Here is a 20,914-nt window from a genome sequence, read left to right on the forward strand (position 1 = left end):
TAATGACCCACTGATTTCCTGCTCAGGTATTATTACGAAAGGAAAGTACGATGAGTATCGAGATGACAGAAGAAATCAGTGGGTCATTACAAACTCCCTGCTCCATTCAACTTAGGTATAAGTTTTACATAGGGTGGCGCGGTTGGGTGAGAACACAAGCTTGTGCTTTTAAGCACTTCGCCAAGAACCTTGCCTAGTTTAAAAGCTTAGCCGCCAGTCACCACTAACCTAGATGTGGTAGGCAAACTCTGTAAGCTGTTTGGATGTACTGTAGGGGAGTTGTTTGAGTATGTGCCTACAGAGGGGCAGGGTGGTCGCCGAGGCTGGAACAGATCAAGGCATGACATGATACAGGTAGAAGCGAGCCATGCTCGCTTCTACCTTCAAATTTGGTCCACCAAATTCAAGTGGTCCACTAAACCCAAGAAACAAAAAAGCACTTAAAGTGGTTAGACTCTAAGTGCTTAATTGTTTGAGGTATTCTTGGTCGGGACGGAGTGATTCGAACACTCGACCCCTTGCACCCCATGCAAGTGCGCTACCAGGCTGCGCTACGCCCCGAAAAATTTAACTATAGCATGTTGGGTTTAAATTTGTCAACTATCATTAACATCTGCCAACATAGGATATCTGCTTTAAAATAGCGTATCCACGCACACAATCTGTGCTGTGCTAAAGTTAAAAAATGATTATATAGGAAAATGAAAAATGTTTCAAATTGGTGATGTGGTTAAGTTAAATAGTGGGGGGCCGGCAATGACGGTGACGCAGTTAGGGCTAACACATGGGCGGGTAGAATGCATGTGGTTTGATTGCGAGGGGAATTTAAAAACGGCGTTTGTCCATGCTAGGGCGTTGCAAAAGGTGGCTGGATGAGGTGGGGCAAGCCGCTCACCCCTTTGGCAAAGAGCAAAGCCTTGGCCATGGCTTTTTTATTAGGGGCTTTTTTTCTCTTTATTATTGCCAAACGGTTAAATGATGATGCTGTCTACTGGGGGTACCTGATTGCTTTTGCTGAGGCTGCCATGGTGGGAGCACTTGCGGATTGGTTTGCTGTGACGGCATTATTTAGACATCCATTAGGGGTGCCTTTGCCACACACAGCAATTATTCCTCGGAATAAAGCGCGTATTGCGAATAATTTGGGGGATTTTATTTGTGAGCATTTTTTGTCTACCGATCAAGTAATGCTCAAATTAAAACAGATGCAGTTGCCTCGAACGACGATGCGCTGGTTAGCTAAAAAAACCAATGCCCAATTATTAGCTTCTTATGCAGCATTGGTAGCGCAGCACAGTTTAACGGCATTGCGTGATGTCAGGGCCCAGCAGTTTATTCAGCAAACCGCTGTGCGTAATTTGAAAAATATCAATTTCGCCACTTTGGGCGCACAAGTACTGCAGTTGCTCACAGCAGACCAGCGTCACCAAGAGCTTTTAGATCAGTTGTTACATCGCATTAGCGCATTAGTGCAACAGCCTAAAATACAAGCTTTTATTGCTGAAAAAATCGCAGCAGAGGTTAAACGCACAGTTCATATTAAAAAAATCAGTGACTATGTAGGGGATTGGGGGACAGAAAAAATTGTCAGTCTTGTGGCTAAGGAAATAGAAGCCATTGCTGCCGACCCCCATCACGAATTGCGCTATAGCTTTAGTGCTTATTTAAAAGTCATGGTGCTGCGGCTTCAAAGTGACCCCGTTTTTATAGAAAAAGCAGCGCAAATGCAAACGCAGTTTTTGCAAGATCCGGCTTTACAACGTTATTTAACCCAGCTTTGGGGGGATATTTTAGATTGGTTGGAACAAGATCTGCATGGTGCGGATTCTGTATTACAACAAAAACTAAGTGTTGGTCTGCAGCAAGTGGCTCATCATATTTTGCAAGATCATGCTATGCAACAGTTACTTGATGAAAAACTACAAGAGATGGCGCCACCGCTGATAGAAAAATACCGGGGCCGTATTGCACAGTATATTGCTGATCGCGTAAATGCTTGGGAAGAAAAAGAATTGGTGTATCAGCTAGAGCATGCTATTGGCAAAGACCTGCAATATATACGCATCAATGGCACCGTAGTGGGTGGTGCCATTGGCCTAGTGATCCATTTTATTGGGCGTTGGTTGTAATGGGTGGTTGATGCAGGGCTTGTCTGGCTTTTTGAATGGCGAGTTTTATATAAGGGTCCATGCTGTCTTGCCGTAATACCCAGTCTTGATAATCAGGCGGTAACTCGCTAATAGGGGTGCCTTTGTGTTTACCAAAAGGCATCACCCGCGGTAAGCGTGCTTGCTCAGAAAGCTCCCAAAGCTGCTCCCAAGTTTGTACGGGTTGCTCAAGTAGAGCCAGCATTTTTTGCAGAATAAAACGACAGTTTTGTACATCTGCTAAAGCAGAGTGGGCGTTTTTTAAGCGTTCACGGGCATGAGGACGAAAAAAATAGTACATCAGTGCCGATTGGCTATGACTATCTAGCTGAGGTAAAAGCATACGGCTTAAAGCCAAGGTACAAATTCGCTTAACGTTAGGGCGGCCTGCCATTTCCCAGTCATAATCGACATTGTGCCCAATCATGTACTGGGCTTGTGCTGGAAACTGAAATGTTGTGCAGGGTGGGCAGTTGACCAGCTCTTCATCATAAATATGATGCACCGCTAGTGCTCCTAAACTAATGGGATGACGCGGTTGATAACGCTGCTCAAACTGACTTACCACTTGTAAAGAGGTTGGGGCATCGATCTCTAGCCAGGCGGCTTCAATAATATCCGGTTGTTCTGTACCAGTCGTTTCTGTATCAAAAATATAAGCACTCATGATGATATCAGTAAAGTTATTTAATCTATTTATGATAACGCAGTAACGTCACCTTGGTGGTTGTGCGGTTTTGTAACAGCCGTTTTAAGGTGTTCAGGTCGTAAAGGACGCTGTGACGGTCACTCAGTAACAATTATGGGTTTATCCGTATTTACTTTTTGATAAAAATTGATCTTGGAATAATAAGAAATAGCAGTATGATGAAACTGTGCTTTTAATTCATTCTTGATTGATTAAAAGCGTTTTATCGATAACGGAGGTGCTTTATGTTTAAATCCACTTTAAAAACCACAGTTGCCGCTGCTGCTATTGCTTTAGCAGGAATAAGTGGTGCAGCTCTTGCTGACACAACAGCCCACGATCAAATGCAACCGGTGGCCACATCCGTTGCCCAGATTCTGCAAGACACCAAAGATGATCAACGTGTGTCATTACGTGGACAAATCACCAAGCAAACGTCTGAAGAAAAATTTATTTTTACTGATGGTAGCGGTGAAATTCAATTAGATATTGATGATGACCTCACCAAAGTTCAGCCGATCAACCCACCGGTAGAGGTAGAAATCATCGGCGAAGTAGATAAGGGTCTGATTAGTGACACCGAAATCGAAGTCAAATCGTATACCATTGTGCAATAAACTACAGCTAAAAAACCCAGGGTAATGCCTGGGTTTTTTTGTGCTTAACCAACTTGGAAATGTCCCTCTGGATAACGAATACGGCTGCGGCGACGTGTAGCTAGACTATATACCAAGGTCAGGGGGCCTAGTCGCCCTGCAAACATGAGTAAGGTAAGGACAAATTTACTGGGCAAGGAAAGCTCTCCTGTTATACCAAAACTCATCCCTGTGGTTGTGATGGCAGACATGACCTCGAACATCACACTGCGCAAAGGCAGCTTATCAAAAATCGTAATAAATAAAAGCCCCATAAAAAATAGACTAAATGTAATGAGGACTAAAGATAATGATTTTTGTACTGTTTCTGGGGATACAGTACGCTGCATGAGCACCACCTCTTCACGGTGACGTAAATAAGAAATAACAGCAGCGATTAAAACAATAAATGTACCAAGCTTAATACCGCTCGCTGTACTTAAGGAACCGCCACCAATAAACATATAAAACATGATGAGCAAAACCGAACTGTCACGCATGCTGCCAGCGTCCATTGTCACAAACCCAGCTGTACGACTGGAAATGGTTTGAAGCCAAGCGGCGGTGGCTTGCTCATACCAAGGCAGGTTGGCGATGGTACTGGGGTTTTTGTGCTCAAATAACCATATAGCTAAAAAGCCAAGCAAATTTAACGTTAGTGTGCCCAGGATAATGATTTTGCTATAAGGGGACAAACGTTGCCAACGCTTCTTACGCAAAATATTAATAATGACAGGAAAACCCAATCCGCCTAAGGCAATCATCAAAGATAGGGTCAAAATACTAATTGGATCATGGGTTAGGCCAATTAAGCTGTCTTCATACAACGCCATACCCGCATTATTAAATGCCATGGTCACATGAAAATACGCCTGATAAATAGCGTCTTTGAAGTCCATGTGTCGCCCCCACCATAGGCTTAACCACAACATGGTGACCCCTTGGATTGTGAACGCGATTTTAATTACCGAAAAAGCAGTCTGGCGGATACGTGATACGCTGGTTTGATTAAAAGCCTCTAAAGCCAACGCTTGTTGTTGCAAACTAATACGCTTACCAAGCGTAATAGCAGCAAGCACAGCAAAGGTAACAAATCCCAACCCACCAATCTGTACTAATATCGTCACCAGAATTTGACCAGGAATACTCAGCACTGTAGCGGGCTCAATTACTGTCAGTCCTGTCACCGTTACAGAAGAGGTCGCGGTAAAAAAGGCCTCGAACCAACTGATCGGAGAGCGTGTAGCAAACGGCATTTTTAATAACACCGTGCCTAGTGCAATTAAGCTTAAAAATCCCAAGGCCAACACTACTGGAGGGCTGGCAGGAAGGTGCGTCGTAGGAAGACTGCCTTGTTGACGCAGCAGTCTAAAAGGCCAAAGGCGTAGCATAATCTGAATTAGATGAGTTTTGGGGCGATGGTGCGAAGGATGTTCAGTGGTCCAAATAGCACCAAGATGTCTTTGGCCTGAAGAATAAAATCATCAGCGGGACGCACCAGAATCTGTGATTTTCGTTTAATGAGTAAGACCTCGACGACGTCATTGTTTGTCCGCAGAACCTCGCCAATACTGATATCGTCCAGGCGCTCACTAGCGGTAATTTCTACAACGAACTCACCGTTACCCAGAGAAATATAATCGTTAACCATCGGATAGCTCAGCATTTGGGCTACCCGAATGCCCATTTCTTCTTCTGGGTGGATAATACGATCTACGCCGAGTTTACTAAGGATCAAATGCTGGGCATGAGAAATGGCTTTGACCCAGATTTTATTTACATTCACTGCTTTTAAATGCACCACGCAAACCAGTGAAGCTTGAATATCATCACCGATGGCGATTAGGACAACATCATAGTTATCCAGTCCCAGCTCATCGACCGCCGCTTTGTCTGTGACATCGGCAATTACCGCTCGTGTTAATTGATCGGCATATTTGTCTACGACTTTGCTATTGATATCCACGCCCAAAACCGAGTGCCCCATTTTCATGAGCTCTAGTGAGGCGGCCGAACCAAATCGGCCTAAGCCAATGACGGCAAATTGAGCCATATCACATCCTATTTAGAAAGCTCGGTCGTATTTTTTTCTGGCCAAATAAAACTAAGCTGATGACCAGTGCCTTTAACTTCTATAGTTTGGTGCAGGGTTTGGCCCTCGTACGTGACATAGACTTGGTATTTTCCGTAATCCATATCTAGTAGGCAAAATGGACCTTCGCTATTGATATTTACAACGGTTTGATCGTATTGATCGCGAATGACCACCTGAATATCTGCAATAAAAGCGACTTTATTACCGAGCTTTTGTCCAAAGTTTAAGCTAAGTGGGTAGTGAGAACGTGCAGCTTTAAAAGCTGCTGCTTGATCGCTACCAATCCCTCCACACATATAGGCGGTATTTAAATAAAACTCAACGGGAGGAAGGTTTTGAGCCGAAACAGTTGCCACACAAAAACAGGCACAGATCCCAGTTAACCAAGAACGCATGGTAACTCCTTTGCTTAGTTATGAATTTGCATCTAAGTTTAACAAGGAGTGGCCAAGTTTGATACGGTTCATAATAGTAAAGGCCAGCTGTGGCGCTCTGTTTCTTTTCCTTGTGGATTATAACTACACTCATGGAAAAAACTGTGTCCGCTTTGTGACACTTGCCATACTGTGGAACTACGAGTGCCATAGTCTGGGCTAATAATAAAAGGACTGCTTAATAAGCGCTCCCGCTCAAGACTGAGCCCAGTTTGGGGAAGCAAATGGTCTTCGGCTTTTTGTTCGTCGCGCAAGATAGCATACACCTCGCTAATGGCGGCTGGCGTTTGCGCGGATAGGTAATGTTGTAATCGCTCACATAAACGTTGGCTTTTTGGCCAGGGTGTATTGAGTAAGTGATTGCTTAATACATAATGTCCTGGAGCAAGAGCCTGAGGCTGCGTATCATTACGATTGCTGTAGTAATAGCACTCAAACTCAGCTTTTTGAGCGTGCCATTGTCCCACGATAAGATTAAAGCCTTGATACAAATGGCCTTGTTCAGCCACCTGTTGTATATAGTCTTGGGCGGATAGTGTCTGTATTAAAAACTGCTTGGGTAGCTCGCCACGACTTTTTTCTAAGCCCGTTGCAGGGAACATATCCCTAAAGTTAGTCAATAAAGCAAATCGGCCCTGAGTACTCACAGCAAACCAGGTACCACCTGCTTGTAAATCTAAGCCACCTATAACATGTGGGTAATCCGGCCATGGTGCTGCCGCACGAGTAGGGCGCTGATGAAACTCATCACGATTAGCGGCAATAAATAAAGGCCACTGCGGGTCGGTGGCCAAAGCAAGATAAGCAATACACATAAAAAGCGTTAAAGCATAGCAAGTTTATTAGAGCTTTCTACCAAGTTACGCAAACGGATGGCGTCACCTATACGAGAGTAGCGCCCCTGAGCGTTAAGCAAAACAATGCCGACTTGGCGGCCTTCGAGCTTAGTGAGTAGCACAAGACACTGACCGGCTTCATTAATAAACCCCGTTTTAGAGACTTGAATATCCCATTTACTGTTTTGTACTAGCCGGTTTGTGTTACTAAAAACAAGTTGGCGCCCTGGGCGAGGCTCTACGGTAAGTTGTTCGCTGGTGCTGTACTCTTGAATAAGTGGGTGCTGAGCAGTGGCTTGCATTAAACGCACCAGATCTTTGGGGCTAGAAACGTTTTCGCTAGAGAGCCCTGTGGGTTCTACAAAACGCGATTCGCGCATCCCCAAAGCACGGGCTTTATCATTCATGGCGCGCACAAAAGCACGAATACCACCAGGATAATGTCGTCCTAAAGCATTTGCTGCACGATTTTCTGAAGACATCAGGGCCAAATGCAGCATCTGAGCGCGTGTTAGCTTAGAGCCTACGCTTAAACGAGAGGTTGTGTTTTTTAGGCGGTCGATATCGGCAGAGGTGATTTCGAGTGTTTCGTTTAAATCTTGGTTCGCTTCGAGCACGACTAATGCGGTCATGAGCTTGGTAATAGATGCAATAGGGCGAACCTGAGTGCTGTTTTTTTGATAAATGGCCCGCCCGGTTTTTAGATCCTGAACATAAGCAATCTCAGAGTGCAACTGTGCAGGTAAGCCTTGTAGTAGCGATGGGCTAGTTGGAGCAAGCGAGACCTGTACGGGCTGTAAGTTTGCTGCAAACTGCGTATACGGCGCGTGATAACGAACAGGATTGACATTGAGGTCTTGTGCAGACACCGACGCGGGTAAAACAGCAAATAAGGCGGTAATTGTGCTGATGCTAGCGCCCAGCCAACGTCGAGATAAGTGATATAAGTGCATATGGAATACCTAAGACCGTCAAAAAGCGTCATCTACGCAGAAATGGTATCAGATATTTCTCTATAAATTAAGCACTTATACGCTCTTTTTAAAAAAAATTTAAGCTGTGCTTTTGGTTTTTTAGCGGCATTGATTTTTAAGCCTTTGTTTTATATTTGTTTTTTAAGATATAATTCGCTCATTACGGTTTGCCGCTGTGAGGCGGGGGCAATAATGTGGATCACATGCGTAAGTTCGCTGGCTTGAGCGTCAATTGGGATGCGGTTAATGGCATTAACAAAAGGGCGCAAGAGCGTATTAGCGGCTAACACAAAAAAGGTCGCCATGATGGCTTCTAAGGCATGGCCATATCGACAAAAATCGCTGCGCCTACTGCCACCAGCACATTCGTACGTAAGCCGGCTGTACGTTGCCTAAATTGCCGTTCAAAACCAATAATGCCACCAAGGACAAAAGCGGTAAAAAGGCTGATAAAGCTATTGAGCAGCTCCATCAAGTTAACATTAATCAAAGCTTGCATAGTATAAGGGGATAGAAAAGAACAAGAGCGAGTGTAACTCGCTCTTGTGACACAAGGATCACACAAGAGGGTGAAAAGGTGATCCTTATGTTAGGTTAGACGGTGGGCATTTCTAATAGGATATTAGCAATATTAAAGTAGATTAATACACCTACACCGTCACAAATAGAAGTAATAAGTGGAGCACTGGCCGAAGCTGGATCAAGTTTGAAGCGTGTGAGCAAGAAAGGTAAAGACATACCAATTACACTACCGACAATCACAATGACAATCATTGTCAATGCCACTACCAGCGCAATGTCTGGACCACCGCGATAAAAGCCAATGATGGATACGGCCGCCGCCATACTTAAACCCAGTAGTAAGGCAACCGTAATTTCTTTACCTAGCATTGAAAACCAATCGCGTGCTCGCACATCACCCGTAGCCAAAGCACGTACCATTAGTGTGGCACTTTGCGAGCCGGCGTTACCACCACTATCTACCAATAATGGCAAGAAGAACACCAGGGCCACCATGCTTTCGATGAGCTCCTCAAAATGCGCAATACCTGCCCCAGAAAAAATGTTACCAAAAACAAGAATCACCAACCAAAATACCCGCATGCGGTACAGGACAGCGATGGACGCATCTTTTAAAGAAATATTTAGTCCGGAGCCAACGGTACTGACAGCACCCAAACGCATTTGGTCTTCGGTGCTTTCCTCGCGCGATACATCTAATGCATCGTCGTGGGTCACAATACCAACAATACGTTGTTTGTCATCGACAATGGGTAAAGCTAATAGGTCATAGCGGGCAATTTGGTTAGCGGCTTCACTTTGGTCTTCGTCCGCACGGGCATGCAGTACGTCTGTGACCATGATGTCACGTAAAACCGCATTGGGGTTAGCGAGCATGAGTTCACGCAAAGACACAGTGCCCTTAAGATGACGCTGCTTATCGACAATATAAATTTGATAAATGGTTTCTGCATCAGGGGCTTCGAGACGAATACGCTCTAAGGCTTGGGCAACGGTTAAATCATCATGCAGGCTGACGTAGGCAGACGTCATGATAGAACCAATCGTCCCTTCTTTATAACTGGCTAATGTGCGAATGTCTTCGCGTTCGGCATGGGCTAGGCCGGGTAAAATGCTTTGACGCTCTTCTTCTGACAAACGGTTATACAAGTCTGCACGCTCGTCATGCTCCATTTTTTCAAATAAAGCCGTTAGTTCTGAGCGGCTCATTAACTGCGCCATCTCCGATTGAATGCGCGGTGCCATATAGCCAAAAATAATAGATTGCTTATCATGTTGACAGCGGCGTAGCAGCTGTAAAGCCGCCTCGGCAGAAAGATGCCCTAAAACGCTAGCAATATCTGGGTAAGGTAGCGCATTCACAATGCCGCTAGCGGTTTTCCAATCATTGCGAGCTACCGCACTCTGTGTGGCATGGATGATGGTATCGAGTTCCATATCAGTATCCTATTAGAAATATATTGATTACTTAAATCAAAATAGAAAAAACTGATTGCAATAAAAGAAGGACGCAATTAGCCCTAGCGAATTTAATAATTAAAATCACTAAATAAAAAAGACAAATTGATCCCTGCGCAAAATTAATTGAAAAATTAATTACGCATAATGAGGATGTGATAAGGATAAAAGCAGGCCGCGGCCATCGCGCAAAGCTATGCCAAGATAAACACGAGCAGCCCCATTAAAGGGCATGTAACAAGTGAGTTGCGATGTGAAGAGGGCGAATACCCAATAGACACTGCGTCCTAAGCGGCTAGGACACAGTAAAGACGAGAGAACTGTGTCCTAGAATGCACAATGACCGATCAAAGATCGGCAACTTTCACCAGGATCGGTATCCACAGTCAGTTCTCCTTTTGTTGAAATCCAAAAAAGTATAACAGGGTTTTCACTAGGATAGCAACCCTGTTGTAAAAATAATGAATTAAAGAGAAAAACAACTGACATAATAACGTAAATTTTTTTTTGTTTTTAAGTGATGTGAAAATTGAGTAGGAATATAGAGATATGGTATTAAAACCTAAACATCCTTGGCTTTTATCTGCCGCCTGTGTGATGGTAGCCCTGTCAGGGCAAGCGTATGGCTTAGATATTTGGCACTCGAATACGGTTTGGGCAGGTCAAGGTATGTGTGCCGCCTCCTTTACTTTGGACAGTGGAGGTGTTTTTGGTGATCATATCCAAAACTTACGTATTGCCCTAGCTGCAGTCGATACAAAAACAAATAGTCCCATTGAACAAATAGTTTTAGAGGTGGATGAGTTTGGCAGGGATAATGCTAGCCGCTATGAGACGGTGTATTGGGAAAGCGAGTTAGCATGTGAGGATAACCTGCGCTTGGTCATTACTGAAGCCGATGCCATCGTAGAAGGGCAGGCTCGAGATTTATTAGCGGATGGTTATTTAAACATACGAGAGTTCGTACCGTATCGTATTGATATTGATGCTAATTTTCTAAATGCTTCAGAACGTCCCTCTACTTGCCAAGCCTCAAGGTTTACTGCTACCGCTATCATTCAAGACAAAGACGGTTACAGCAATGTCTGGGCTCAGCCTAATGCTGAAAGCAACGTTATTGAAAAGCTCTTTGAGAATGAGCTGTTTTATACCTTCGAGCAAAAAGGTAACTGGTGGCAGGTGTGTACTCCCACCGGGCAGGTGGGGTATTTGTACCATGACTGTATACAGTTGCAGCATTAAAATATGGCTCGTTTTTCAGATTGCGCGTTCTTCTAAAGGAGTGACCAGTCGATGAAAAATGGATTGACGCTGATAGTTTATAGCCAGTCTAGCAGTCATCCACAGGTGGATTTATGTTGGAGATTTTGACAGTTTTAATCGAGTGTAAACTCAGGGTTTTAAGTCGATTAAAAAATTAGAACTTATTTTAATAGCGTGCTGTAATAAGTCGCGGTATTAATGAGGTTTTTATGCGTACGATAGCCCAGATTAAAGAGTTACTGCTTGAGCTTGAGCATTGTATTGCTGATGATCTAGAGGATCAGGATCTTGATTTTAAGCAATGGGAGACAAAAAACCGTGATAAAGCGGTCAGGACAATTGTACAGATGGCTATGTGTATGGCTAGTGGCGAGGTGAGACGGTTGTCTTTGAGGTGTCTGATCGAGTGATAGGGCAAGAAAAAGCCATTCTTGGTGTTCCTCCTGAAGTTGATGTTCCGTACATGACGAACTATTGCTCTACGTGAAGCGTTAATGGATGCTGTTTGTCATCGTGACCTGCGATTGTCTGGGCCGTTGATGGTTAAACTGTACTCAAACTGTATAGAGATTAGTAGCAACGATGGTTTTATTGGTGGTATTAGTCCTGACAATATTCTTTATTATCAGTCTGTCTCTCGGAACCCACTATTGGTTGAGGCATTAACCCGTTTACGCTTGGTCAATCGCACTAACTTTGGCATTAGTCGTATGTTCAGTACCAAGTTAATGGAGGGCAAGGCGCCGCCAGTCACTCGTGAAAGTGGTGAGTCTGTCACCATCGTATTTTTTCGTCGTGAGCCTCATCCAGCTTTTAGGGCTTTTGTTACTGAAGAAAACACAGCAGGTCGAGACTTGAGTATGGATAGTCTGACCATCTTACAGTACTTGTATTAGCATCCTGAACTTGATATAGCAACAGCAGCCAAGTTGTGTCAGCGCAGGGAAGCCGAAGTGCGTGAAACAGTCTCTGTATTAGAACAGCGTGGTTACATTGAGTACGGTGGCGTAGGGCGTGGCACCTATTGGGGCACGCACCCAGATCTGTATAACCGATTGTCTGATGATGATCAGGGTGAAGCGCGGCGGCGCATAGTACTATTTTTTGCTGTAGGTATGATTTTGCATGATGATCCATAAGGTAAAGCTTATCGTTCCATATAGACAGGATGGTTACAAACTTAGAACCCATCTTCTAGGCTATCAGGGGGAAGGGTTTCAGGGAGCAGGATAGTTGGTCACTAGTAAGGACCAAAAGTTAACTAAAGCTCATGTGAAATATCTAGAAAGCCAGCTCATCTGCAGGGTGAGTCAAAGCGCTCTATGCAAAATAGAGGATGGCACTGCTCATAATTATGTCAACTTACCTGAGCCTGATCAGGCTGATATGGCATTTTTTATGGAACAATTGTACATTATTTTACCTGTTCTTGATTTTGACTACTTACGTCTCGCGGTGGCTGAAGACAATGAAAAAGGGCAACTCCCAGCCTCAGAGAGTCACCTTTGTTTGTTTTTTCTTGTCAACCAAAGGTATTAAAGATCAGTTTAAAGAGGTAGAAGGTCAGTTCATAGTTTTAGCAGGATTGTCAGCTAGGAGTAAGCGGTAAGGGGCGGCTTATGGGACTTGGCAGTATTTGCAGATGAGATTGATTTAACTCTATAGGCTATTATAGATCTACTTAGTGCTTTAAAATAGTTACAAGAAAGCCAAAGCTAAGAAAGAATAAGTTAGAAAGAGATTTAAGGTTATTACAAGGAAAGAAATGACGCAAATAGTTTCGAAACAGAGAGTCTCAGATCATGGCGAGGTTTTTACTAACGAAAGAGAGGTTAATGCCATGTTAGATCTAGTAAAACAAGAAACCGAGCGCATTGATTCAAGGTTTTTAGAACCTGCCTGTGGCACAGGAAATTTCTTAGAAAAGATATTAGAGCGTAAGTTAGCTGTAGTAGAGAGACGTTACGGAAAATTACAGTTTGATTATGAGCGTAATGCGGTCTTAGCTGTGTGTTCTATTTATGGGATTGATATATTAGAAGATAATCTTGTTCAATGTCGTGAACGTTTGTTTAATTTATTTAATAGTCAATATATCCGTTTATTTGGGGATAACTGTAAAGAGGATTGTCGTGCCTCTATAAGGATTATATTAGGTCTAAATATCATTCATGGTGATGCAATTACTCTAAAGAAAGTAAATAAGGATGAGCCGATTGTTTTTTCTGAATGGTCTCAAATTAATAGTAATTACTTAAAACGTCGTGATTTTTCTTTTCAAGACTTGCTCGAGCATGAAATTGTAGCTGGCCTACCTTTGTTTTCTGACCTTGGTCAGGATGTTTTTATTCCAAAACCTATAAAAGATTATCCGGTACAGCATTTCTTGGAGTTAAGTAATGAGTAATGGGCTATTAAATAAACAATATAACCCTGATGTTTTATCTTGTTTATCAAACTTAAGTAACGATGAGGTTTTTACACCTCCTGAGATAGCAAACGCTATGCTTGACTTGCTTCCTGCAGAGATATGGCAAGATAGCACAGCTACTTTTTTAGATCCGGCCTCTAAGTCTGGTGTTTTTCTCAGGGAAATAGCTCAGCGTTTAGATAAAGGGCTTACTCACGAGATTCCTAATAAGCAGGAACGCCTCAACCATATTTTTAAAAAACAATTGTTTGCTATTAGTATTACAGAGCTAACAGGCCTAATATCTAGACGAAGTGTTTATTGCTCTAAAACAGCAAATAGTAAATATTCTTTATGTAATGATTTTTCGGATGATCGGGGGAATATTCGTTATGAGCGAATAGAGCATTGCTGGAGCCCTGGTAATAATCGTTGTGTGTACTGTGGGGCTAATGAAAGTGGATATGAGCGTGATGACTCTTTAGAAAATCATGCGTATGAATTTATTCACACAGATTCACCTGAAAGGATTTTTAATATGAAGTTTGATGTGATTATTGGTAACCCGCCTTATCAGTTGAGTGATGGTGGAGCAGGAGCAAGTGCTATTCCTCTGTATCATAAATTTGTAGAGCAGGCTAAAAAAATGAATCCTCGCTATTTATCAATGATCATTCCCTCTAGATGGTTCGCTGGTGGAAAAGGACTCGATCAATTTCGTAATGAGATGTTAAATGATGACAGAATAGAGTTTTTAATTGATTTTGTAGATGCTAAAGAGTGTTTTCCGGGAGTGAGCTTAGGAGGTGGCGTTTGTTATTTTTTATGGAATAGAGATTATAGGGGTGATTGTGTTGTTACAAATGTACTTAGAGGAAAAAAAGACTCCCTGATACGACCGTTAAATAGCCATGATATATTTATCAGAAATAACCAATCATTAAAAATAGTAGAAAAAATAAAGAAAAAAAATAAAGATAACATTGTAAATATAATAAGCTCCAGAAATCCATTTGGTTTCTCCTCATCGGATAGGGGCCGAAGTGTGAAAAAGATAGGTGATATTACTCTACATAGCAGCAAAGGAAAGGGGTATGTAAGCATTGATCAAGTTAATAAAGGGGAGGATTTAATAAATGAATATAAAGTGATGTTTAGTAAAGTAACAAGTGAGCATGCTGGCGAACCAGATAAGTCAGGGAAGTTTAGAGTCTTATCTACAGCAAAAGTTTTACCTCCAATGCATGTTTGCACAGACTCGTATTTAATAGCCGGACCTTTTTCAAGTAATGAAATAGCAAATAATTTTCTCAAATATTTATCTACTAAGTTTGCTAGATTTTTACTTCTTCAAGCGGTAACATCCATTAACTTGTCAAAAGATAAGTTCCTATTTGTTCCTCGATTGGATTTCAATAAAGAGTGGGGAGATGATGATCTTTATGAGATATTTGGCTTAAGTTCTGATGACATTGAACATGTTGAGTTGATTATGAAAGAGTGGAGGTAAGGTGTGAGTAACTTATTCCCTAACAAGTCGGAAATTCAACCAACTATTTACGCCTACTCTGACTCTCACCCCGAGCTCGTTGGCTTATTAAAAATTGGTTACACTATTATTGGAGCTGAGCGGCGAGTCGGACAGCAGTATCCAACATTAAGACCAGGAAATAAGCCCTATCGTATTGAATTAGAAAAGTCAGCTATGCGTGAGGATGGCACAACTTTTAGTGATCATGACGTTCATAGAGCATTGAGAGAAGCTGGTTTTAGCAACCCCAAAGGCGAATGGTTTAAGTGTTCAGTGTCAGATGTAAGATCAGCCATCATTGCAGTTCGTAATGGTGAAATCTTATCTATGACTCGTGATCAAGATTTTCCTATGAGGCCAGAGCAGAGGGAGGCTGTCGAAAAGACAGCCCGTTACTATCGTAGTTTCCAAAAAGACAACAAAGGACATGGGAATAATATTCCCCGTTTTTTGTGGAATGCAAAAATGCGATTTGGTAAGACGTTCACTGCTTATCAGCTTGCAAAAAAAATGGGGTGGAAGAGAATTCTTGTGCTTACTTTCAAACCAGCAGTGCAGAGTGCGTGGGAAGAAGACCTTAATCGTCATGTTGACTTTAAAGGTTGGCAGTTTATTAAGCGTAATGGTGACCTTACTTATGAAAAAGCAAAGAAAGATGCGCCTATTGTTTGTTTTGGATCTTTCCAAGACTATTTGGGACGAAATAAAAAAACAGGTGGAGTCAAAACACATAACGAGTGGGTTCATATAATTAATTGGGATTGTGTGATCTTTGATGAGTATCATTATGGTGCTTGGCGTGATAAAGCCAAAGATCTATTTGAAGCAGAAGGTAGAGCAGAGGTTCAGTTTGGTGAGGGCGAGGGAATTGAGTATTTTGATCAAGATATACTTCCTATAACTACAGATCATTATTTATATTTATCTGGAACCCCATTCCGAGCTATTGCATCAGGGGAGTTTATTGAAGAGCAAATTTTCAACTGGACTTATTCAGATGAGCAAAGAGCTAAAAAAGAATGGAAAGGTGATAACAATCCTTATACCGCCTTGCCTAAAATGGTAATGTTAACCTACCAAATACCTGATGAAATAAGAGTTATTGCATCCCAAGGTGAGTTTAATGAGTTTGATTTAAATGAGTTTTTCGCAGCTACAGGGGAAGAGAAAGAGGCAAGGTTCAAATACCAGAATGAAGTTCAGAAATGGTTGAATCTTATACGTGGCAGTTTTAAAGAAACATTAATTAGTGATTTAAAACTGGGTGGGAAAAAACCACCAATGCCATTCTCTGATGCAAGGTTACTAAACTTGTTATCGCATACATTTTGGTTTTTACCTACGGTGGCATCGTGCTATGCCATGCGAAATCTCTTAGAACAGCCACAAAATAAGTTCTATCATGACTATAAGATTATTGTAGCGGCTGGCAATAAAGCAGGTATTGGTGCCGCAGCGTTACCTCCAGTTGAAGAGGCCATGGGTAATCCGTTAAAGAGTAAAACAATCACGTTGTCTTGCGGTAAATTGACTACAGGGGTAACTGTAAAGCCTTGGACTGGCATTTTAATGCTACGTAACTCATCGAGCCCTGAGACTTATTTTCAAGCTGCTTTTCGAGTTCAGTCTCCCTGGACAGTCAAGAACCCTGATGGGGTCAGCCCAAATAAAGAAGAGGTTATAAAAAAAGTCTGTTACGTTTTTGACTTTGCTCCTGATCGAGCATTGAAACAGATAGCTGATTACAGTTGTCGTTTAAATGTTGATGAGACCAGCCCAGAACAAAAGGTAGCAGAGTTTGTTAGCTTCTTACCTGTTCTTGCTTATGATGGAAGCAGTATGAAGCAAATTAGTGCAAGTGAAATATTGGATATTGCTACTAGCGGTACTAGTGCTTCTTTGCTTGCTAGGAGGTGGGAAAGCGCTCTGCTGGTTAACGTTGATAATGAAACCTTATCTCGTTTAATGGCTAATGAAAAAGCTATGGCTGCGCTAATGAATATTGAAGGCTTTAGGGGGCTAAATCAAGACATTGAAATGATTATCAATAAGTCCGAAGCAGTAAAAAAAGCAAAGCGTGATAAAAATGATGATGAAATGACTTCTAAAGAAAAAAAGGAAATTTCTAAAGAGGAAAGAGAATACAAGAGCTTGCGTAAAAAAGTACAAGAAAAGCTAATTAAGTTTGCAACAAGAATACCTATTTTTATGTACCTTACTGATTATAGAGAACGCACGTTAAAAGATGTTATTACTCAGTTAGAGCCTGGTTTATTTAAACGTGTTACTGGGCTTACACAGGCTGACTTTGAGTTACTTGTGAGTTTAAATGTTTTTAACAGTGGACTTATGAATGATGCTATCTATAAGTTCAAACGTTATGAAGACTCAAGTTTAAATTACATGGGAATAGATAGGCATGAGGGTGAGGAGATTGGTTTATGGGATACGACCCTTACAGCTGCTGAAGCAGGAGCAATATATGAAAATGTTTCACCTTGAGTTTTTAAAGGGCTCCCGAACCATATAACATAATAAGAATGCTTTTTATAAAAATTAAGAGGGGGATGTGGGCTACGTGTATACAGCTTAGCCAACTCAAATCATTGAAGTGATTGATAAAATGACACAAGGCATGTCCGAGCCTATTCTTTGTAAATCTTTAGGATAAACAGGGGCTTGGATGATAGTGCCTCTAAACAGCTCCTCAAAGCCAATTGTTTTGTGTTTGTTGCCAAGTAACAGCACAGCAAAGACCTCATGCTCATAGTCTTGTAGTAAGTTTTGCAAATAGGTTTGAACGGCTTGAGGACTGCTGATGCGGCGGCCTTTCGTTAGGCGCTTTCTAGTGAGCTGGTTTGCCATCGTTAATATATCCGCTTCCGAAAGTACGTTGGACTCCATTAGGTACAGGCCAGACTTGGGGCAGGTTTTCATTTTGTGATAACGAATGATCATTTCCTTTAGACGTTAAAAACGCCACCTGTTAGGGTGGCGTTTATGTTGTTTGGTTATGTAGGGGCTAAGCTGTCGCACGTTATTCTAGCTTCTCAGCGAAGGTCGTGGATTGGGTAGGCTGGGCTTGTGTGTGGGCTTCAGGGTAAAACTCTTCGATAACCTCTAAGGCCTCGTCCTCATTGTCCTCAAAAGCCCCATTGGCAAAGCCTTGTCTTGCTGCTTTATCTAAAGCCGCTTGGTCGTAACCCGACTGGAGACGCTGTTGATGTAATACTCGGGCTTGTTGAATGGCTTCCCCTAGGCTTAGTCTTTCCCGCAGGGTCATGTCCACGTAGTAGATGGCAGACCTAAAGCTTTGCGTCGTGCTCTTGCCTCGTAGCTTGAGCTCTAAGGGCATACTAGGCTAAAAAGCCTCCAGATACCGCATGGTAATAGTGCAGTCGTGCTGCAAGGGTACGGATACTGTTAAAACCCGTTGTTCTAAAGATAAAGGTACCCAGTTCATCGTCTTGGTCAATGACCACATTTAAGCGTCCGTAGGGCTTACAGTAACCGCTTTGCCCAAACTCACATTGGTCTGGAGCAGGGCAGACCAAGGACTGCATGCCGTCTTGTGTGACACGTTTACAGACCTCACCATTACCCATGCAAAGCGGTCGGCCTGATGTGCGGTCAAACAGGCTGTATTCGGCTCGTAGGTTAAGGTCTGGCTCGTTAAATAGCCGGCGAACAGGAATGGAGCGTAGTTTGTCATCCCCCTTGCGCAAGGCACTATCTAGGGGGTGAGGTGTCCAACTGATGGTTTTGAGCCTACTTTTGGTATGGAGCTGTTATCAACAGTAGACTGGCTCTTGTACAAAGAACACGTTGCCCATGACGAAGACTCATTACTACAGTGTGTACAGAATTGGCCTGCACAGTAAAATACGCTATATTCCACATTTTATTTTCAGTCTGAACAGCTCTGCCGGGTTCTCTACCGAATAGCTTGGCGATGGCTCGGTTTAAGGTGTCTTTACCCATGTGAGGCATTTTGCTTGAGCGCCTATTAGGGAAGATATAATTAAATCCTAAAGAACGTACCTTTAACTCATTCAGCCATTGAACAGCCAATTCGGGTAGGGGAATATCAATGGCTACTCCTGACTTACTGCGCTCACTGGGCAAATACCACGTTTTTGTCTTTGGATTAAATTCACTCCACGTCGCTTCAGTTAGCTCACCTTTGCGAACGCTTAGTAGCACCAATAACGCACAGGCTAAATAGTTATCACGTGTGAAGCTGTCTGACTCCTCTCTGAGTTTTATAAAAACTTGTGTAAGTTCTTTAAAGTTAAGTGCTCGGTCTCTGCTTTTTTCCACGTCGCCCGCATCGTCTACTGAAAAAACAAAAGCAGGGTTATGAACTATCAGCTCTAACTTAATGGCATGGTTAAACAGCTGTTTGCAGTAGAGTAGGGCATCATTAGCTACCGTAGGTCTATTGCTTTCCACAATGTTTTGCAATATCTGCTTTATGTCTCGCCCGGTGATATTGGATGGCTGCATCTCTCTAATAACAGAAGCGATGTCTTGCATGCACACCCGCTGTGGGATCTGGTGATGCTTTAAGCGTTTGATATTTCCCTCATGCCAATCTGCAAACAGCTCGTCAATCGTATGAATAGAAGCATATTCCGCTTGTTTTTTTGCAATCAGCGGATCAAGACCTTTACGCAACTGTTTCTTTTTTAAAGCGGCCTCAACACGAGCATCGGCTAAAGATAAGTCATCCACTGGGGCCAGCGTCATTTGTTTACGCTTTGAGTGTGCGGTGTAGCGCAGTGACCAATAGGCTCGTCCCCGCTTAGGTACAACTAAATACAGCCCATTAGCTACCCGCCTCACCTTTTACCTTTGCTGCAACCAGCTTGCTCGTCAGTTTAGTCATTTCTACCCTCCAAAAATGTACTCACCACTTTTTACCTTCGGTAGAGCCCCTTAACCCTCACTCAATATTCTGCGCCTGTTCACGTAGTTGTTCAATCAGCAGTTTTAATTCAATCGCAGCGCGGGTGACTTCGATGGAGCCGGCTTTAGAACCTAAGGTGTTGGCTTCGCGATTCATTTCTTGGAATAAAAAGTCTAAACGTTTGCCGATGCTACCACGACGGGTTTTGTTGGTGCTGGCGGTGGCGGTTGGTTGGCTTTTTAAAATCACATATAACTCTTGTATATGGGAACGTAGGCGGGTTAGTTCTTCTTCTACGTCTACGCGCAAGCCAAATAGTGCGGATTCTTGTGCGACGCGTGCAGACAGCTCTTCGCCGCTAATTTGTGCAAAGCCATCTGGGCTTACCCCTGTGAGTGCTTCGTGTAAACGGTCTGCAATCTTTTGTTGTTGTTCGCGCAAAATATCCGGTAAATGTTGCTCTACGACTTGAACATGTTCGCTCATTTGCTCGGCAAGCTGTTGCATGGCTTCGGCCAAGCGTTGTCCCTCGCGTGCTTTGGCAGCTTGAAAATCATGCAAAGCGCTCTCTAGACAACGCAAGATTATCGGTAGCCAGACTTCGTGATCGAGCCCTTGCTCTTGATGATGGAGTGCGATGACTTCACTAAGACGTGGGGCAGGGATATCAGGGATAATGTTACGCGCCGCTTGCAGCTGGGCGGCTAATTGCGCAAGTAGCTCTGGGTGCAATTGATTTTGCTCTGCATTAAAAGCACGCTGAAACTGAACTCGGATTTCTACTTTACCGCGTTGCAAGGTTTGGGTTAACTGTTCTCTGATAGCGGCTTCGCTAAAACGAAGCTCTTCGGGTAGGCGCAGATGTAAATCTAAAAAGCGATTGTTCACGCTACGAATATCAATGCTTAGGGTGCCAAACTCAAACTCCGTGCGGGCATTAGCAAAAGCGGTCATGCTGCGAATCATAGTTATCCTCTCATCAAAAGCTAAAGATCTATTGTAGGCGAGAGCG

20 protein-coding genes, 1 tRNA gene and 3 pseudogenes are annotated in these 20,914 nt (G+C 42.9%); 11 read left to right on the forward strand and 13 right to left on the reverse strand.

The annotated features are described in order from the left end of the window. Nucleotides 1–231 precede the first annotated feature (231 nt). Nucleotides 232–444: pseudogene (locus tag ABD980_RS11195) on the forward strand (helix-turn-helix domain-containing protein); the annotation flags it as partial. Nucleotides 445–484: 40 nt separating this feature from the next. Here ABD980_RS11195 and ABD980_RS09895 read toward each other — a convergent pair. Further along, nucleotides 485–561 (reverse strand) — tRNA-Pro (locus ABD980_RS09895). Nucleotides 562–708: 147 nt separating this feature from the next. On the opposite strand from ABD980_RS09895, the gene ABD980_RS09900 reads away from it, so the two are divergent. Both ABD980_RS09900 and ABD980_RS09905 read left to right on the forward strand, forming a co-directional pair. Beyond that, entirely contained in the window at nt 709–876 is a 168-nt protein-coding gene (locus ABD980_RS09900; RefSeq protein WP_260648791.1) for a YodC family protein, read from the forward strand. Continuing rightward, nucleotides 873–2,129: a DUF445 domain-containing protein gene (locus ABD980_RS09905; protein WP_345371399.1), complete on the forward strand. Its 1,257-nt coding sequence runs from the start codon at nt 873–875 to the stop codon at nt 2,127–2,129. Before ABD980_RS09900 ends, ABD980_RS09905 begins: the two co-directional genes overlap by 4 nt. Here ABD980_RS09905 and ABD980_RS09910 read toward each other — a convergent pair. Continuing rightward, the gene (locus tag ABD980_RS09910; RefSeq protein WP_345371400.1) at nt 2,110–2,814 is read right to left on the reverse strand and encodes a putative quorum-sensing-regulated virulence factor; all 705 of its coding nucleotides are present in this window, start codon (nt 2,812–2,814) and stop codon (nt 2,110–2,112) included. The two genes, ABD980_RS09905 and ABD980_RS09910, sit on opposite strands and share 20 nt — an antisense overlap. Nucleotides 2,815–3,080: 266 nt before the next feature. On the opposite strand from ABD980_RS09910, the gene ABD980_RS09915 reads away from it, so the two are divergent. Continuing rightward, complete coding sequence (locus ABD980_RS09915; protein WP_300646982.1) at nt 3,081–3,452, forward strand: NirD/YgiW/YdeI family stress tolerance protein; 372 nt, start codon at nt 3,081–3,083, stop codon at nt 3,450–3,452. 44 nt (nt 3,453–3,496) lie between these two features. Here ABD980_RS09915 and ABD980_RS09920 read toward each other — a convergent pair whose 3' ends face one another. The 7 genes and pseudogenes from ABD980_RS09920 to mgtE all read right to left on the reverse strand — a co-directional run bounded on the left by ABD980_RS09920 (nt 3,497) and on the right by mgtE (nt 9,768). After that, nucleotides 3,497–4,861, reverse strand: coding sequence for a TrkH family potassium uptake protein (locus ABD980_RS09920; protein ID WP_345371403.1), 1,365 nt, complete (start codon nt 4,859–4,861; stop codon nt 3,497–3,499). Nucleotides 4,862–4,869: 8 nt separating this feature from the next. After that, entirely contained in the window at nt 4,870–5,523 is a 654-nt protein-coding gene (locus ABD980_RS09925) for an NAD-binding protein (protein ID WP_260648786.1), read from the reverse strand. Nucleotides 5,524–5,531: 8 nt separating this feature from the next. Then, complete coding sequence (locus ABD980_RS09930; RefSeq protein ID WP_345371406.1) at nt 5,532–5,960, reverse strand: carboxypeptidase regulatory-like domain-containing protein; 429 nt, start codon at nt 5,958–5,960, stop codon at nt 5,532–5,534. Nucleotides 5,961–6,028: 68 nt separating this feature from the next. Further along, complete coding sequence (locus ABD980_RS09935) at nt 6,029–6,814, reverse strand: NRDE family protein (protein ID WP_300648018.1); 786 nt, start codon at nt 6,812–6,814, stop codon at nt 6,029–6,031. Between the two features lie 8 nt (nt 6,815–6,822). Then, nucleotides 6,823–7,788 carry a D-alanyl-D-alanine endopeptidase gene (pbpG, locus tag ABD980_RS09940; protein WP_260648783.1) on the reverse strand — a complete coding sequence of 322 codons (966 nt, stop codon included), beginning with the start codon at nt 7,786–7,788 and terminating at the stop codon, nt 6,823–6,825. A gap of 176 nt (nt 7,789–7,964) precedes the next feature. Beyond that, nucleotides 7,965–8,308: pseudogene (locus ABD980_RS09945) on the reverse strand (MgtC/SapB family protein); the annotation flags it as partial. A 95-nt stretch (nt 8,309–8,403) separates the two neighbouring features. After that, on the reverse strand, nt 8,404–9,768 hold the full coding sequence (mgtE, locus tag ABD980_RS09950; protein ID WP_345371409.1) for a magnesium transporter: 1,365 nt from the start codon (nt 9,766–9,768) through the stop codon (nt 8,404–8,406). 570 nt (nt 9,769–10,338) lie between these two features. Here mgtE and ABD980_RS09955 point away from each other — a divergent pair. From ABD980_RS09955 to ABD980_RS09985, 7 genes are all read left to right on the forward strand, one after another. Next, the gene (locus ABD980_RS09955; protein WP_345371411.1) at nt 10,339–11,031 is read left to right on the forward strand and encodes an IrmA family protein; all 693 of its coding nucleotides are present in this window, start codon (nt 10,339–10,341) and stop codon (nt 11,029–11,031) included. A gap of 230 nt (nt 11,032–11,261) precedes the next feature. After that, complete coding sequence (locus tag ABD980_RS09960; protein ID WP_345371413.1) at nt 11,262–11,462, forward strand: hypothetical protein; 201 nt, start codon at nt 11,262–11,264, stop codon at nt 11,460–11,462. An 84-nt stretch (nt 11,463–11,546) separates the two neighbouring features. Beyond that, on the forward strand, nt 11,547–11,948 hold the full coding sequence (locus tag ABD980_RS09965; protein WP_345371415.1) for an ATP-binding protein: 402 nt from the start codon (nt 11,547–11,549) through the stop codon (nt 11,946–11,948). Between the two features lie 57 nt (nt 11,949–12,005). Then, nucleotides 12,006–12,191 carry a hypothetical protein gene (locus ABD980_RS09970; RefSeq protein ID WP_345371417.1) on the forward strand — a complete coding sequence of 62 codons (186 nt, stop codon included), beginning with the start codon at nt 12,006–12,008 and terminating at the stop codon, nt 12,189–12,191. Between the two features lie 626 nt (nt 12,192–12,817). Next, entirely contained in the window at nt 12,818–13,459 is a 642-nt protein-coding gene (locus tag ABD980_RS09975) for a DNA methyltransferase family protein (RefSeq protein WP_345371419.1), read from the forward strand. Continuing rightward, nucleotides 13,452–14,972: an Eco57I restriction-modification methylase domain-containing protein gene (locus ABD980_RS09980; protein WP_345371421.1), complete on the forward strand. Its 1,521-nt coding sequence runs from the start codon at nt 13,452–13,454 to the stop codon at nt 14,970–14,972. Before ABD980_RS09975 ends, ABD980_RS09980 begins: the two co-directional genes overlap by 8 nt. Nucleotides 14,973–14,975: 3 nt before the next feature. Beyond that, nucleotides 14,976–17,495, forward strand: coding sequence for a DEAD/DEAH box helicase (locus ABD980_RS09985; RefSeq protein ID WP_345371423.1), 2,520 nt, complete (start codon nt 14,976–14,978; stop codon nt 17,493–17,495). A gap of 96 nt (nt 17,496–17,591) precedes the next feature. Here the strand turns inward: ABD980_RS09985 and ABD980_RS09990 are convergent, their stop codons facing one another. The 4 genes and pseudogenes from ABD980_RS09990 to ABD980_RS10005 all read right to left on the reverse strand — a co-directional run bounded on the left by ABD980_RS09990 (nt 17,592) and on the right by ABD980_RS10005 (nt 20,868). After that, nucleotides 17,592–17,951, reverse strand: coding sequence for a JAB domain-containing protein (locus ABD980_RS09990; RefSeq protein ID WP_345371425.1), 360 nt, complete (start codon nt 17,949–17,951; stop codon nt 17,592–17,594). Nucleotides 17,952–18,030: 79 nt separating this feature from the next. Further along, nucleotides 18,031–18,745: pseudogene (locus ABD980_RS09995) on the reverse strand (recombination directionality factor); the annotation flags it as partial. 16 nt (nt 18,746–18,761) lie between these two features. Beyond that, a complete protein-coding gene (locus ABD980_RS10000) occupies nt 18,762–19,838 on the reverse strand; it encodes a tyrosine-type recombinase/integrase (protein WP_345371427.1) in 1,077 nt (358 codons plus the stop codon). A 100-nt stretch (nt 19,839–19,938) separates the two neighbouring features. Next, nucleotides 19,939–20,868 carry a YicC/YloC family endoribonuclease gene (locus ABD980_RS10005; protein WP_345371429.1) on the reverse strand — a complete coding sequence of 310 codons (930 nt, stop codon included), beginning with the start codon at nt 20,866–20,868 and terminating at the stop codon, nt 19,939–19,941. Between the last annotated feature and the right edge of the window lie 46 nt (nt 20,869–20,914).

The organism is Paenalcaligenes hermetiae (assembly GCF_039543645.1).
Taxonomy (GTDB): domain Bacteria; phylum Pseudomonadota; class Gammaproteobacteria; order Burkholderiales; family Burkholderiaceae_B; genus Paenalcaligenes; species Paenalcaligenes hermetiae.